This is a genomic window from Halochromatium salexigens (assembly GCF_016653295.1).
Classification (GTDB): domain Bacteria; phylum Pseudomonadota; class Gammaproteobacteria; order Chromatiales; family Chromatiaceae; genus Lamprobacter; species Lamprobacter salexigens.
Window position 1 is genome coordinate 15,817 of record NZ_NHSF01000046.1, and the last position, 14,584, is coordinate 30,400.

12 protein-coding genes are annotated in these 14,584 nt (G+C 63.4%); 7 read left to right on the plus strand and 5 right to left on the minus strand.

Annotated elements, in window-relative coordinates; translation table 11 throughout:
- Nucleotides 1-52: 52 nt before the first annotated feature.
- The 4 genes from CCR82_RS06845 to CCR82_RS06860 all read left to right on the plus strand — a co-directional run bounded on the left by CCR82_RS06845 (nucleotide 53) and on the right by CCR82_RS06860 (nucleotide 3,641).
- Nucleotides 53-1,516 carry a sensor domain-containing diguanylate cyclase gene (locus tag CCR82_RS06845; RefSeq protein ID WP_201244652.1) on the plus strand — a complete coding sequence of 488 codons (1,464 nt, stop codon included), beginning with the start codon at nucleotides 53-55 and terminating at the stop codon, nucleotides 1,514-1,516.
- Between the two features lie 120 nt (nucleotides 1,517-1,636).
- Nucleotides 1,637-1,915, plus strand: a complete 279-nt coding sequence (locus CCR82_RS06850) for a transcriptional regulator (RefSeq protein WP_201244653.1) — start codon at nucleotides 1,637-1,639, stop codon at nucleotides 1,913-1,915.
- The gene (locus CCR82_RS06855; protein WP_201244654.1) at nucleotides 1,912-3,195 is read left to right on the plus strand and encodes a HipA domain-containing protein; all 1,284 of its coding nucleotides are present in this window, start codon (nucleotides 1,912-1,914) and stop codon (nucleotides 3,193-3,195) included. The genes CCR82_RS06850 and CCR82_RS06855 overlap by 4 nt, the downstream gene beginning before the upstream one ends.
- A 101-nt stretch (nucleotides 3,196-3,296) precedes the next feature.
- Nucleotides 3,297-3,641 carry a phenylpyruvate tautomerase MIF-related protein gene (locus CCR82_RS06860; RefSeq protein ID WP_201244655.1) on the plus strand — a complete coding sequence of 115 codons (345 nt, stop codon included), beginning with the start codon at nucleotides 3,297-3,299 and terminating at the stop codon, nucleotides 3,639-3,641.
- 317 nt (nucleotides 3,642-3,958) lie between these two features.
- Here the strand turns inward: CCR82_RS06860 and CCR82_RS19095 are convergent, their stop codons facing one another.
- On the minus strand, nucleotides 3,959-6,685 hold the full coding sequence (locus CCR82_RS19095) for a mechanosensitive ion channel domain-containing protein (RefSeq protein ID WP_201244656.1): 2,727 nt from the start codon (nucleotides 6,683-6,685) through the stop codon (nucleotides 3,959-3,961).
- Nucleotides 6,686-7,023: 338 nt separating this feature from the next.
- Between CCR82_RS19095 and clcA the strand changes: the two genes are divergently transcribed.
- Nucleotides 7,024-8,496, plus strand: a complete 1,473-nt coding sequence (gene clcA / locus CCR82_RS06870) for a H(+)/Cl(-) exchange transporter ClcA (RefSeq protein WP_242513317.1) — start codon at nucleotides 7,024-7,026, stop codon at nucleotides 8,494-8,496.
- Here the strand turns inward: clcA and CCR82_RS06875 are convergent.
- Entirely contained in the window at nucleotides 8,493-9,224 is a 732-nt protein-coding gene (locus CCR82_RS06875) for a single-strand selective monofunctional uracil-DNA glycosylase (protein WP_201244657.1), read from the minus strand. The two genes, clcA and CCR82_RS06875, sit on opposite strands and share 4 nt — an antisense overlap.
- Before the next feature lie 339 nt (nucleotides 9,225-9,563).
- Here CCR82_RS06875 and CCR82_RS06880 point away from each other — a divergent pair, with 339 nt between their 5' ends.
- Nucleotides 9,564-10,157 carry an OmpA family protein gene (locus CCR82_RS06880; protein ID WP_201244658.1) on the plus strand — a complete coding sequence of 198 codons (594 nt, stop codon included), beginning with the start codon at nucleotides 9,564-9,566 and terminating at the stop codon, nucleotides 10,155-10,157.
- A gap of 157 nt (nucleotides 10,158-10,314) precedes the next feature.
- Nucleotides 10,315-10,887, plus strand: coding sequence for an OmpA family protein (locus tag CCR82_RS06885; RefSeq protein ID WP_201244659.1), 573 nt, complete (start codon nucleotides 10,315-10,317; stop codon nucleotides 10,885-10,887).
- 45 nt (nucleotides 10,888-10,932) lie between these two features.
- Here CCR82_RS06885 and CCR82_RS06890 read toward each other — a convergent pair whose 3' ends face one another.
- From CCR82_RS06890 to purB, 3 genes are read right to left on the minus strand one after another with little or no spacing between them, the layout of a single operon-like run.
- Nucleotides 10,933-12,135, minus strand: coding sequence for a cupin domain-containing protein (locus CCR82_RS06890; protein WP_201244660.1), 1,203 nt, complete (start codon nucleotides 12,133-12,135; stop codon nucleotides 10,933-10,935).
- A complete protein-coding gene (locus CCR82_RS06895) occupies nucleotides 12,132-13,172 on the minus strand; it encodes an EamA family transporter (protein WP_201244661.1) in 1,041 nt (346 codons plus the stop codon). Before CCR82_RS06895 ends, CCR82_RS06890 begins: the two co-directional genes overlap by 4 nt.
- A 27-nt stretch (nucleotides 13,173-13,199) precedes the next feature.
- The gene (gene purB / locus CCR82_RS06900) at nucleotides 13,200-14,567 is read right to left on the minus strand and encodes an adenylosuccinate lyase (protein ID WP_201244662.1); all 1,368 of its coding nucleotides are present in this window, start codon (nucleotides 14,565-14,567) and stop codon (nucleotides 13,200-13,202) included.
- Nucleotides 14,568-14,584 lie beyond the last annotated feature (17 nt).

A 14,584-nucleotide genomic window follows, 5' to 3' on the forward strand; every position in this document is an offset into this window, starting at 1 on the left:
CAAGCAAGGTCGTCGGTATCATCCCGGGTTTAGGTTAGTCAGGAGTCGTCAGTTGCAAAAAAGGAGCTCAGGGCTCACCACCTATGCGCTATTGTTGGGCCTGTCGAGTCTTCTGCTGGGCCTGTTGCTCTGGTCGTCGTATCAGCGCACCTGGGAGCTTCAGGAGAGCCGCCTGGCCTTCTCCTCGGAACTGATCGCCGAATGGATTCGCGGCTCCTTTGTCGCCTCGGATTACCTGTTGCGGGACATGGCCGGCCAGATCGACCCCGATGACCTGCGCTATCCCCATCCCGACCCCCAGGCCCATGCCGATCTGAGCCAACGGCTCGAGCAACGCTACAAGACCTTTCCCCACGCCTTCCTGTATGGCGCGTTCGATCGCCAGTGCGTGGTCACACATGGCAACGCCAGGCTCGGTTTCGACGCCAGCGAGCGCGAATACTGTCAACGTCTGCAGGCCGATCCCGAGCTCGATAGCCTGGTGACGCGCGGCTTTCGCGCCAATGTCGGCCCGGTGAATGTGACCCAGGCACGCGCCATACGGGATGAAGACGGGCGCTTTCTCGGCCTGGTCGCCATTGCCCTGGATCTCGAGTTCTTCAGTCAATGGCTGGCCCGCATGGGCACGGGGCGCGTCGATTCCCTGGCGATCGAGGACGACCAACAGATGCTGCTGGCGCGCTACCCGCCGTTCCCGCAGGCGATCGGGCAACTGTTCGACGACCCAAACATGAATGACTTCTTCGCCTCTGACGAACAGTTTCGGGTCTACCCCCCTGTGCGCTCTCCGGTGGACCAGAAACACCGCTACTTCGGCACACGGAAGGTCGAGGGGACTCCCTATACGATCATCCTCGGCATCGATCGCGCCGACTGGTTGGCGGACTGGTATCGTCTGGCCTGGCTGGCGGTGTTGGGCTGGACCCTGATCATGGCGCTGGGGTTTATCGCCCTGCGCAACTACCTGCGTTTGCTCGAAGGGCGCAACGCATTGCATCAGCAGGCGCGCACGGACCCCTTGACCGGGATCGCCAACCGTTCCTACTTCGCCGCGCTGGCGGAACGCGAGATCGCCCGGGCGCAGCGGACTCAGGGCTGGATCGCGTTGCTGATGGTCGATGTCGATCGCTTCAAGACCATCAACGATACCCATGGTCATCATGTCGGCGATCGCGCCCTCCAGACCTTTGCCGCCTGCTGCAGCCGTGTCACCCGCACCGAGGACGTGGTGGGACGCTGGGGCGGTGATGAGTTCGTCGTGCTCATCAGTCAAGATCAAACAGCGGCGCTTGGCCTTGCCGAACGCCTGCTCGAGGAGATCCGGGCGGCCAAGGTCCTCAACGATCAGGGCGAGCCTTTGAGCCTGAGCGCCAGTATCGGCCTCGCCTGCCTGCGTGCCGACCAGCCCGTGGACTTGGATGCCTTGCTGCATCAGGCCGATCTGGCCATGCTGGAGGTGAAGCGAAGCGGGCGTGGACGGATTGGAGCAGAAAACTGCTCTTCAGCATTCGGATAAATTCTATGGTGCATACCTTAACCGTGACGAACATTGCACAGGTCAGAGCATAAAGGATACCATGGTATCTGATTCTGTCTTTACCGCACAGGAAAAGATACCATTGTATCTATTATTGAGGTGAGCCAGCTCTCCCTATACTCGGCCGCGGATGTGCAGCTTGCCTTGTCCGCCTGGATCAAGGCGCGACGCAAGACGCTGAAGCTCTCGCGCCAGGCGCTGGCGGCGCGCAGCACCGTGCCGGCGCCGACCATCAAAAAATTTGAAACCACAGGCCAGATCTCGCTGCGCCAATTCCTGTTCTTATGGCAAAGCGTGGATGACCTCGGTCGCTTGCAGGGCCTGACCGATCCGCCGCCCAAGGTTCCTGTCAGCATCGAAGAGGTGTTGACACAGTGAGCCTCGAACCTGTCAAGCGTTTGGACGTTTGGCGCACCTTCAGCGATGGCGGCCGCCACCGCGTTGGTGTCTTGGCGCAGAATCGGCAAGGGGTCTATTTTCAGTATGCCGGCGATTATCTGGCGCGGTTTGCGAATCTCTCGCCTTTTGGCCTGACGCTCGATGCCTCGCTGCAGGCCGCCCCGCGCGATCCGCATGCCGGGCTGCATGGCGTGTTCGCCGATTCATTGCCCGATGGCTGGGGTTTGTTGCTGATGGACCGGATATTCCGTCAGGCGGGGATTTTACCGTCCCAGGTCACCGCGCTGGATCGCCTGGCTTTCGTGGCCAATCGCGCATTGGGTGCCTTGTCTTACGAACCGCCCTCGTCGCTGCAACCTGCGGCCACGGATGCGCGCATCGACCTCTGGGAGCTTGGATTACAGGCGCAGGCCCTGTACGAGGGGCAGACCACCGAAGTACTGGCGGAGCTGGTCCGGGTCGGCAGTTCGGGCGGTGCCAGACCCAAGGCGCTGTTGTATCTGTCGGACACGGATAACGAGAGTTGCGGGATGACACCCGGCCCGGATCGCACCGCCTATCTGGTCAAGTTTACCTCTGCCAGTCTGCCGCTCGGCCATGAAGAAGGGCTGTGCGAAGCCGCCTACCTGACGATGGCCCGGCAGGCCGGCATTGAGGTGGCAAATTGGCGACTGCTGGAGGCGCCGGCCGCCTCGGGGGCAAGGCAATGGCTGGCCATGGAGCGTTTCGACACCCAGGGGCCTGACGGACGCTGGCATTTGCACAGCGCTTGCGGCTTGCTCGACGCGGACTTTCGCCTGCCCAGTCTCGATTACGCGGATCTGATCAAGGCCAGCAGTCTGCTCTGTCAAAGCCCAGCCGTCGGGCAGGCGCAGTTCCGCCGGGCGGTGTTCAACCTCTTTGCGCTGAATCAGGATGATCACAGCAAGAACTGGGCGTTTCTGCAAGACGATCAGGGTCACTGGCGTCCGAGTCCCTTCTACGATGTCACCTTCAGCCCCACCCCCTATGGCGAGCACGCCACCGCCTTTGCCGGCTTCGGCAAGGCGCCACCACGCAAAGCCATGCAACGCCTGGCGGCTCAGGCCAACTTCGCCCACTGGCGACAGGCGCGCGCGGTCATCGCCGAAGTGCTCGACAGTATCAGCGGCTTCAGTGAGATCGCCAAAGCGCTCGGCATTCGCAACGACAGCATCCGACTGATCCAGCGACAGCTTGAGGACGTGCGCCTGGCGAATCAGGGCTTGTTGGTAGACTAAACGTATACCGCCCAGCAGCACATAGGTCGCATCCATCGCCCCTGAGAGCAACCGCGCCGAGTCATTTAGCTCACCAGCGCTCCACTGCAGCGAGATCTATAATGCCCACTCTCATCATCAAGACCAACGCACCCCTTGAGTCGACAGCAACCGAGTCGCTCATCAAACACGCCTCCGCCCGTGTCGCCGAGCTGCTCGGCAAGCCGGAGCGCTATGTGATGGTGATCCTCGAGCCAACTCCCGCCATGTGCTTTGGTGGCGAGACCAGCCCGCTCGCCTTCCTGGAGCTGAAGAGCCTGGGACTGCCCGAAGACCAGACCCCGGCGCTCTCGGCGGCACTCTGCGAGCTGCTCGACGAGACGCTCGAGATACCCTCCAACCGGGTCTACATCGAATTCGCCTCACCGCCACGACATCTGTTCGGATTCGACGGCAAGACCTTTTGACTCGCTGCGACCAGCGAGTTTGATGGACTGAAAGACTGAACGTATGGCTGTTTTCCGCAACAACGATCACGATACAGCAACCCTGATCCAGCGCGCGCCGCTCGCCCTCCTCGGTCTTGCGCTGCTGAGCACGAGCGTGGCCGACGAGGTCATTCTGCACAAAGGTGATCGCTTGGGCGGGATCATCAACCTGGCCCTGCAAGAGCGCACCGGCAATTCCGAGAGCAGCGCAATCGACCTGGATTTCGAACTCCACTATCGCCGCTGTTGGCATGAATGGCAGACCACGGGGGCAACTCGAGTATCAGTGGTAGCGCTTAGCCATCGGCCGCACTCGCCGCCAGCGGCGGCCCACGCCGCAGGATCAGCTCCTGGGTGGGGTAGGCGAAGTCGATGCCCGCCTCCTCGAAGCGGCGGTGGATATCGAGATTGATGCCCTGCTGGATATCCATGTAGATCCCGTAATCCGGGCTCAGGACGTAGTAGACGATCTCGAACATGAGCGCGAAGTCGCCGTACTCGGCGAAATGCGCGCGATCAAAGCGCGTACTCGGCTGCGCGTCGACGGCCGCGCGCAACATCTCGGGAATGCGCTCGAGCAGCACGCGCGGGGTCTGATAGACGACGCCGATGCGAAAGGCGATGCGCCGCTCCTTGAAGTGCTTGTAGTTATGGATGCGGCTGCTGAGGATGTCGCTGTTGGACAGCACCACCTGCTCGCCCGAGAGGCTGCGGATGCGGGTGGTCTTGACGCCGGTGTACTCGATCACGCCGAGGGTGTCGCCGGCCTTGACGAAATCGCCGACGCGGAACGGCTTGTCGAGGATGATCGCCATCGAGCTGAAGACATCACCGAGGATGTTCTGCAACGCGAAACCGACCGCGACACTGCCGACACCGAGGGCGCCGAGCAGGCCCGCGACCGGATACTGGAAGTAGGCCAGCAGCGAGACGACGACGGTGATCCAGATGCCGACGCGGATGAACACCATCATCACGCCGTAGCCGGTCACGGTGGACGGGTCGTGCATCTCCTTGCGGGTGCGCTTGCGATTGAAGTAGTCGGCCATCGCCGCCGTGGCCCAGATGCCGAGCTGGATATAGAAGGCGATGATCAGCAGGTTCCAGAGCCAGTGCTTGACCGTTGGGCTCGCCAGCCCGGAGAAGGTCATGGCGACAAAGAAGGCCGCGATCAGCACGAACAACTGGCTGGTGTTGCCAGCGATGGCGGAGAGCGCCAAGCGCAGATCGCCCGCATCCGTCGTTGAACTCTTCGCTCGACGCCGATTGAGCGCTCGACGCGCACCCATGCGAATCAGCGAGACGATGAGGAGCACAACGAGGAACATCGCCAGTGCCGTGATCAGCTCGCGCACGCGAATGCTCTGATCGTCGATCACCAGCACCTCGGCCTCCCACCAGTTCGCTAGCGTCTCTTGCGCTTGGAGCAGCTGCAGTGACAGGTTCTGTTGCTCCACCAGTGCCTCGGCCTGCGGGCGCATGCCTTGCAGCAGCGCGATCAGTTCCTCCTGCGTCTCGAGCAGCTCGCGCCCATAACGCTCGGCCAGTTCGTGCGCGGCACTGCGCACCGCCATCGCTTCGCGCACGGCATCATGACCGGCATCGCGCAAGCGCCGTGTCTGAGCCAGCTGCATCGAGCGCAGCGCATTCAGTCGACTCTCGATGGCATCCTTCTCGTCGATCGCCGTGGTCGTTTCCATGATGATCTGGCGCAGCAGCTCCGCGAGGTCGAGCGCTTCCGGGTCATGCATCAGTTGGTAACGCTGTTGCCACAGACGGTCCATCTGTTCGAGGTTGGCGATCGCCGAGACCAAGCTGTCGACCCCAGTGCGGGCCGCCGCCAGCTCGGCTTGACGCGCCGCGACCCATTCCTCCAATGCCGCTTGCTCGGCGTTTCCATTGGCATCGGCGAGCTGCTGACGCGCGCGGTAGAGGTCGGCTTCCGCCTGATCGCCAGTGCGTTGCAGGGTGTCGATCTGAACCCGCATCTCCTTCTCGGTGGCGTCGAGGTCTTCAAGCTGCGCCTCGAGGGCGTCGCGCGGTAGCTCCACGCGCTCCTCCAGATAGGCGATGCGCTTGGCTAACAAGGCTTGCTCGAGTTCGGCCAGACGCCCTTGCTGTCGCGCCAGCTCAAGCGCCCGTTCTGTCGCGATGAGCTGTTGCCGCGCCAGCAGCTCGCGGAGACGGGCCCGCTCGAGCGCTTCGGCGAGGTCATCGCGCTCCGTCACAGTTCGATCCACGGCCTCGGCGGTGGTGAATCGATCACGCGCGGCGCGGCGCTCCCTGATCGCGGTCGTCAGCGCCTGCTCGGCGGCGGCCTGACGCCGTTCGGCGCTCGCGGCTCTGGTCACAGCGACCTCGGCGAACGACTGCCGCAGTGCCTGTTCCGCCTGCGCTTGATCCAAGAGCGAGACCTGCAGCGGTGGCTCCAGCGAGAAGCCCTCTGTCTCCACGGTTTCTAACCGAGCTTGCAGGTTGGCAAGTTCGCGCTCGGATTCGCCGAGCCGCTCGGCGAGGGTGGCATTGCGTTGAACAACCAGCCGCAGTTCCTTCAGCAGCTCGATGCGTTGCTCGAGCCTGGCGATCCGCGCCGCGAGCACACTTTGCGGCGCGGCAGTGTTCTCGGCGTCATCGATACCGGCATCGCCCCTCTCGGCATCGGCATCAGCATCCAATCCGTTCTCTTCAGCGTCATCTGCGGCCGACTCCGCTTCAAAAGCGGGCGCTTCCGCAGCAGCCGCATCGGCCATCGCCGCCTCGAGCGCGGCGGTCTTCTCAGCGATGCGCACGTCGATCAGGTCCAAGGTCTTCTGGAAATCATCGGGCGAGGCCATCGGTTGCGGAAGGTCTGGAAGCCCAACCAAGGCGGGATCGAACGCCAGGGCTTGGCGACCATTCTCAACCGGCGTGTCTGGCGCCTGCTCAGATGGCTCGGCGTCGGAGTCCGCCTGCGGTGCACCCTCCACGGCCACCTCGGAGGGCGCATCCGCATCAGTCCCCGAGGCCGACTCGTTTTGAGCCACAACCGTCCCTGACAACAACAGCGAGAGACAGACAAACAAGACCAGAGCAGACAAGCGTGATGCCATAACAACGAGCACGGTTAGGAGGGGGTGATGGGTGCCAAGGTAGCCAGGCCGAGCGGGCCACTCAGCCTATCGCGATGGGGTGGGAATGAGTCTATCGCCCACGAACAGACCGCCGCAACTCCACCACGCGACCGATACGCCCATGCGTACGGCGTTGTTTCGCGGCGCTCACGGCATTTTTTCGTTATGGTTGCCCCAATGTACACGTTTCAATCATCCCAACCGCTTCGCGGCCACCGTTTCCTGCGGCTCTGAAGGTCGATGTCTCAGCGATGATGTTTCCTTGGCGGCTTTATCTCTCGGCAACCCTGGTAGGTGCCTGCGCCGGACTCATCGGCGGCGCTTTCCATGCGCTGCTCGATCAAGCCGCCGCCAGCCGAGGTAGCTTGCACGCCCTGCTCAGCGCGGCCCCCGTGCCCGGTTGGCTCTTGCTGATGGTGCTCGGCGCCCTGTTGCTGGTGACGGCCCTGTGGCTCGTCCGTCGCTTTGCCCCGGAAACCGCTGGCAGCGGTGTCCAGGAGGTCGAGGCGATCCTGGCCGGTGAGCGTACGCTGCGCTGGCAACGCGTGTTGCCGGTGAAGTTCGTAGCCGGCACATTGGCCGTCGGCTCCGGGCTGGTACTCGGCCGAGAAGGACCAACCATCCACATGGGCGCCGCGCTCGGCCAATTGGCCAGCGCGCGTCTTAGGCCACACCCCGCAACCAATCCCGGTCCCAATCCAAGTGCCAACCCCGGTGCCAAACGGGCCCTCATCGCCGCCGGTGCGGCAGCCGGCCTGGCGACCGCCTTCAACGCCCCACTCGCCTCCATTGTCTTTGTCACCGAGGAATTGCGTGAGCACTTCGAATATCGCTTCGCGACCATCCAATCAGTCATCCTCGCCTGCTGCGCCGCGGTGATCGTCAGCGGCTGGATGCTCGGGCAGGGGCCGACCATGCCCATGCCGAGCGTGGGCGTCGCTCCACTGGAGGCGTTACCACTCTTCGTGCTCCTGGGCCTGCTGATCGGCGCCCTTGGGGTACTCTTCAACCGCCTGCTGCTGGGCTCGGTCGCCGCTTATCGAGCGCTCGGCCCCGCCGCGATTTATGTCGTGACCGCCATGACTGGATTGCTTCTGGGCGCCCTGATCTGGTTTGTCCCAGACACGGTGGGTGGCGGCGAGACCTTGGTCGAGGACCTGCTGCACGGCCAGCCGGCACTGTTTTTCCTGCTCGCCTTGCTTGCCGTGCGCTTACTGACCACGGTCGGTAGCTATGGCCTGGGACTACCGGGTGGCATCTTCGCGCCCATGCTCGCACTTGGCACCCTCTGCGGTGCGGCCTTTGCGCATCTGGTTTCGCGTGTCATCCCCGCGCTGGCCCAGGCCCCGGAGGTTTTCGCGGTCGCCGCCATGGGCGCGTTGTTCGCCGCCACGGTGCGGGCACCGCTAACCGGCATCATCCTAGTGATCGAACTCACGGGCGCACAGGCCCTAGCCTTGCCGATCATCTTGACCTGCCTCGCCGCCACCTTCACCGCCGAAGGCATGGGTGGGCGGCCGATCTACAGCTCGCTGCTAGGGCTGCAAAAACGGCCGCCACCTCGCGCACCGGTGCGACGTATCGCCGCTGGGGCGATGATCCTAGCCGCTTTCATTGCCATCGAGCACATCGATGTCGCCTTCGACGTCACTTGCATGGAACCGATCAAGCACCTGACCGAGCCCCCACCCCGGTTCAGGCAGGAACCGATTGAATCCCCCTAGGCGTCTACGTGGAGGCCAGGGAGCGGGATGCCGAGCTGGCTTAAGCCCCGCTCCGCCTGGCCGGCCCAGTCCCGATTTGCGGCAGGGCTGGCCGGGCTGGGATGTAGGATGCGTCCGATGCGCAAATCACGCCCGCCGAGCGCGGCGAGTGCCCGCTCTTCGGCGAAGCGCCCGATGCCCACCAGATACTCGGGTTCGAGCAGCTCGACGGTCGAGCGCAATGCTTCATCACAGGCCGCGAATAGCGGCGCCCGCTCAGCAGCTGGCAACGCATCGGGCGTCAGGTTGCGCCCGCTCTCGGTCATGAAGACCAGTGGACAGTAATTGGCGACAAAGAACTGCGCGAAGAAACGTTCCGGCGTCCCAAAGCGCGCGCTTGCCCACCCCCACAGCCGCTGGCCGCTGACCTCGCGGCGCGGACATTGGAACCCAAGCACCGGGCGCTTCGGATGCACCTTCGCCGGCGTCTCAACTCGGGCCTGGATTCCTAGCCAATCACGCACCATCTCGACATCACCGAAAGGGACGCCAGTCTGCGCCATACCGAACGGTCCCGGATTCATCCCGAGCAGCAGCACTGAGCGGCGCGCTTGACCGTAGCGCTCTAGGTAAGCCGCATGCGCTTCCCAGCCATAGGAGAGCGGATGATAGACCAGCGCAACCGGCGCCGCGAAGGTCAGCGCGGAGACCTCGGCGTTTAGAGCTTGAGCAGCCTCTTGCAGTGTCATCACCATACCTTAATCGCTGTGCGCGAACGCCTCGCTAAGTCGGCCGATCCCGTTCGATGCCAACGCAGAGAGTGTTGCCACCAACGACTTCGCGGCCTTTGATACAGTTGTTGTAAATTCACAACGAGAGGCTAAGCGAGTGTTCGAGCGGCACTACTATGGTATAGTTCGCGCATGACTGCGGTTTTTTCGCTTTTCCTGTTTCATTTTACCGACAACACGCTATCATTGTTCCACGGCAGCAGTTGATTCGTCGACGCTAGATCATCGTCAGCTGCTGAATTTTCCCGAGGCCGTCCTTGCGTCGTCCGCACCTCTAACTTTCGACAGGAGCCACTGATGTTCACCACTATGAAATCCTTCCGCAACGCAGCAGTTGCCTGCACCGCTGCCGCCGCCCTCCTCGTCGGCGGAACCGCGACCGCTCAAGACCAACAAGAAGACTACTGGTACGCCGCGGGCGGCAAGAACTTCCCAAATGGTCAGCTGTGGGCGACCAGCTATGGCGAATGCTGGCAGAGCGCTGGCGGCCCGAGCAACCTGCCGCCCTGTGAGCGTGAAATGGCGGTGCCGCCCGAGATCAGCGTGCAGCTCCTGTTCGAGTTCGACAAGTACCAGGTCCCCGAAACCGTGGTCAACCGGAGCGTCCTGGCCGAGATCGACGATTATATCGCCAAGGTCCAGGCCTCGCCGTTCGATGAATACATCACCGTCGTTGGCCATACCGACGCCAAGGGCTCGGACGCCTACAACATGACGCTTGGCCGGCAGCGCGCCAACGCCGTGCGTGACTACTTCATCGCCCAGGGCTATCCAGAGAACCTGCTCGGCCCGGCTGAAAGCGTTGGCAAGCGCGATCTCCTGCCGCAGTACGACCCCTTTGCACTCGAGCAGCGCCGCGTAGTGCTGCGCAGCGAGGTCGCTGGCCAGTAAGCGGCGATCGCAAACGGGACGCACAGGCCTTGGCCCGCGCCGGCCTTGCCTCCCGTTGCATGCGCCTTGCGCCATGCCACGAACAGCCGGCTTGGCACCTGTCTAGCCGGCGTCTCCACATCCAGCCCACTTGGATCTCCATCGCTCTCCCATCGCCGTGAAGCCCTCCCCCGTCGCGCTCATCGCCGCCTGTGTTGCCTGCGCAACGCTGCTCTTCGCAGCAGAGACGATCGCGGGATTCTACGACGGCTCGGCCGCGCCCGACGCGGACCACGCCCCGTCGACAAGCTTTTGGGGACCGGAACCGAGCTATGGCAATTGCTGGGAGGACCCGAGCCGCAAGCGCTTACCCGAGTGTGGTGCTGTCCGGGTTCCAGAACAGCTCACGGTCAAACTGCTCTTCGAGTTCGATGAATACATCGTGCCGGACACCGTGGTCAACCGCTGGGTGATCGCCACCCTCGACAGCTACATCGATAAGGTGACCCGCTCCCCGGCGCGGGAATATATCACCATCATCGGTCATACCGATGCCAAGGGCGCCGATGACTACAACATGGCCCTTGGCATGCGGCGGGCGAAGGCCGTGCATGACTACTTCATCGCCCAGGGCTATCCAGCCTCACTGCTCGCCCCACCCGAAAGCCGCGGTGAGCGAGAACTCCTGCCGCAGTACAGTCCGCTCTCGGTCGAGCAGCGCCGCGTTGTCATCAATAAGGTCGACCGTTAGGCCAACGCGAGCATGCGGACCCCATCTAGCCAGCCATGATCGAGCCTAGAGGCTCGGATTCAGGAAGTGGCCGGCATTGAACAATGCGCCAAGGAGCGTTTGAACCTCCTCGCGCGCGAGCCAGGGTCTGACGCGCTCCAACTCCAGTACTCGACTGTTGGCCAACAGCGATGCCAACGGCAAGAGATCGTACGGCAGGCGATACGCTTGCCCATTCGCGAATAACGATAGTGCCACGCCTTCGGCGCTTGGGCCGGCGAATAACAGCTGCGAGCGTCCGTCGCGCTCGAACCGCCCATGCGTCGCCAAGGCCGCGATCACTTCATCGGTGGCCCAAGGCCGAGTGGGTGGCTCCAGTTCTAGATTGAGTTTCGGCTCGGTCAACCAACCGCCAAGCCAAGCCTGGAAATCATCACTGCTAGCCGTGGCGAGACCGGATTCGATCCTCGCTCGTAGCGCGCTGATCGTGTCGGCATCGAGTTCGGCTGGATCCCGCGGAGGCGCGACTGGCGGGCCATCGTGCCAGCGCCCGGTGGGCGTAAAGCGTTCGGCTACCTGCGCGAGCCAATCATCGGCCAGTTCGCGCCAAGCCGGGGCACGCAAGCCCACCGACCAGGTCTGACAGGCCCCCTCGGCAACCCCCCAATGCGCAACGCCCGCAGGCAGATAGAGGATGTCTCCCGGTTCCAGCAGCCATTCCTGATCAGCGCTGAACTGTTTTAGCACTCGGATCTCGAGATCGGGAACGAACTCCATCGGCAGGCCGGGGGTGGTTGCGATGCGCCAGCGCCGGCGTCCTTCGGCTTGGAGCAAGAAGACATCATAATCATCGACATGCGGCCCGACCGAGCCCTGATCCTCGGCATAGCTGACCATGAGATCGTCGATGCGCCAGCGTGGCAGGAAATCGAAGCGCTCGAGTAAGGCGCCGATCTCGGGGAGATGCTTATCGACATCCTGCACCAACAGCGTCCAGTGACTCGGCGGCAAGGCGGCAAAGCGCTCAGCATCGAAGGGTCCGTGCCGCACCTGCCAGCGGTTTTGTTCGGGGCCTTCCAGCACAATTCGCGACTCGACCTCGGGCTCGCAGGCGAGTCCGGCGAGTTCATCACCGGGCAAGGGATTCTCGAAGCCAGGCAGGGCTTGGCGCATCAGCAAGGGCTGGCGCTGCCAATAGCGCGCGAGGAAGCCTTGCGCATCCAGGCCGTCGGGAAATCGCAGCGCGGGAAAATCAGGCAATGCGCTCATGGGCTGGAAGTCACCTCGGTGCGGGGCGGTATCTCCGATCCGGGGACCGGCAGTTCGGGGATCGGGAACGCGTTGACTGCGCGCTCGGAGACGGCCTGCCCGGCGGCTGCCTGGCCGGACGTTGGCGACGGCTCGATACGCGGGACACGGCTGGAGCGACTGGCTAGCAGGCCACCTGCGGCAATCAACAGGGTGCCGAGCATCAGGGTGAGGGTCATCGGCTCGCCCCAGAACAGCCAGCCATAACCGGCCCCGAACACCACCGAGAAGTAGCCGAAGGCGCCCATGCGTGAGGCCGGCGCCAAGGAGAGCCCACGCGTCAACGCCAACTGGCCCAGGGTCGCGGCGATGCCGATGCCGAGCAACCAGAGCAGCGCGATCGGGGTCGGTGTCTGCCAGTCCCAGAAGAGCGGCAGCGCCGAGATCGAGCCACCAATGAGCGCGAAGTAGAAGACGATGCGCCCGGTGGGCTCGCTGCGCGAGAGCCGACGCACCGTGACCTTGGCCACCGCCGCCAGCACGCCACCCATCAGACCGATCAACGCCACCGGCGAGATCCCAGCCCAATGCCGGCTCGGATCGGGCTCCAAGATCAGGATCACGCCAGCGAAACCGATCCCGAGCGCGACCCAGAGCAAACCGGTCACTCGTTCATGCAGCCAGGCGATCGCGATCAAAGGGATGAAAATCGGTGCGGTCAGCTTGAGCAGCATCGCCTCGGCCAAGGGCAGCTCGGCGATCGCGAAGAAGAAACAATACATGGCGCTGATACCCGCCACCGCGCGCAGTAAGTGCAGGCCCGGCACCCTGGTTTTGACATCACCGACGCCGTGGCGCAGCAGCCAGGGCGCGACCAGCATCAACCCAATCAGATTGCGCCCGAACACGACCATCGCGTTCGGCAATTCGGCCGAGACGATGCGGATACCAACCCCCATCGACGCGAAGCAGAATTCACCGAGCACGATGAAGGCCGCACCGAACAACAAGTGCTGAGGCCGATACTCGCCACCATGGATGCGTCTGACTGAGTGCACGCGAGATTCAGGCCGCAAGCCTCCGACCTAGATCGCCCGCGCCTGCTCCGCCGCGTTACCGATGTAACGCGCCGGCGTCAGCGCCCGCAGCTCGGCTTTGGCCGCATCCGGGATATCGAGCGTTTCGACGAAGGTCGCCAGCGCCTCCGGGCCGATGCGCTGCCCGCGCGTCAACGCTTTGAGCTTTTCATAGGGCTGCTCGACCCCATAGCGGCGCATTACCGTTTGGATCGGCTCGGCGAGCACCTCCCAGTTGGCGTCAAGATCCGCTGCCAGCCGTTCGTCGTCGGCTTCGAGCTTGCCGACGCCCTTGAGCGCCGAATCCAGCGCGATCAAGGTATGTGCGATCGCCACGCCGAGATTCCTAAGCACGGTCGAATCGGTCAGGTCGCGTTGCCAACGCGAGATCGGCAGCTTCGCCGACAGATGATCGAAGAGCGCGTTGGCGATACCGAGATTGCCCTCGGCGTTCTCGAAGTCGATCGGATTGACCTTATGCGGCATGGTCGAGGAGCCGACCTCACCCTCGACGGTGCGCTGCTTGAAGTAGCCGAGCGAGATATAGCCCCAGAGATCGCGACAGCCATCGATCAGCACGGTATTGAAGCGGCCGATGGCATCGAACAGCTCGGCCATGCCGTCGTGGGGCTCGATCTGGATGGTATAGGGATTCCAGGCCAGCCCGAGCGATTCGATGAACTGCCGGGCAAAGTCCGGCCAGTCCAGCTCCGGATAGGCGACCAGATGGGCGTTGTAGTTGCCGACCGCGCCGTTGATCTTACCCAGCACCGCCACGGCGGCGATGCTGTCGCGCTGCCGTCGCAACCGATGCACCAAATTCGCCAGCTCCTTGCCGAGCGTAGTCGGCGAAGCCGGCTGACCATGGGTGCGCGAGAGCATCGGCAGCTCGGCATGGCAATGCGCGAGCGTGCGCAGAGCTTCGATCAGCGCATCCATGCGCGGCAGCAGCACATGGTCGCGCCCGTCCTTGAGCATCAGCCCGTGCGCCAGGTTGTTGATGTCCTCAGAGGTGCAGGCGAAGTGAATGAACTCCGCGACCGCCGCCAGCTCGGCGTGATCGGCGATGCGCTCCTTCAGGAAATATTCGACCGCCTTGACGTCGTGATTGGTGGTGCGCTCGATGGCCTTGATGCGTGCGGCGTCTTCGACCGAGAACTCACCGCCGATCGCATCAAGCCGCTGCTGGGCGTCGTTGGACAGCGCCGGCACCTCGGCGATCTCAGGGCAATCGGCCAGTGCCTTGAGCCAAGCGATCTCGACCACGACCCGATGCCGGATCAGCCCGAACTCGCTGAAGATCGAGCGCAGATCAGCGGTCTTGGCGCCATAGCGGCCGTCGATCGGCGAGATGGCGGTGAGGGAAGATAACTCCATGAGGCTCACGCGCTCCT

Bases quoted from the DNA above. Each gene is read 5' to 3' on its own strand.
- CCR82_RS06860 (WP_201244655.1), top strand. From the start codon at position 3,297: ATGCCCACTCTCATCATCAAGACCAACGCACCCCTTGAGTCGACAGCA.
- clcA (WP_242513317.1), top strand. From the start codon at position 7,024: ATGATGTTTCCTTGGCGGCTTTATCTCTCGGCAACCCTGGTAGGTGCC.
- CCR82_RS06875 (WP_201244657.1), bottom strand. From the start codon at position 9,224: ATGACACTGCAAGAGGCTGCTCAAGCTCTAAACGCCGAGGTCTCCGCG.
- CCR82_RS06880 (WP_201244658.1), top strand. From the start codon at position 9,564: ATGTTCACCACTATGAAATCCTTCCGCAACGCAGCAGTTGCCTGCACC.
- CCR82_RS06890 (WP_201244660.1), bottom strand. From the start codon at position 12,135: ATGAGCGCATTGCCTGATTTTCCCGCGCTGCGATTTCCCGACGGCCTG.
- purB (WP_201244662.1), bottom strand. From the start codon at position 14,567: ATGGAGTTATCTTCCCTCACCGCCATCTCGCCGATCGACGGCCGCTAT.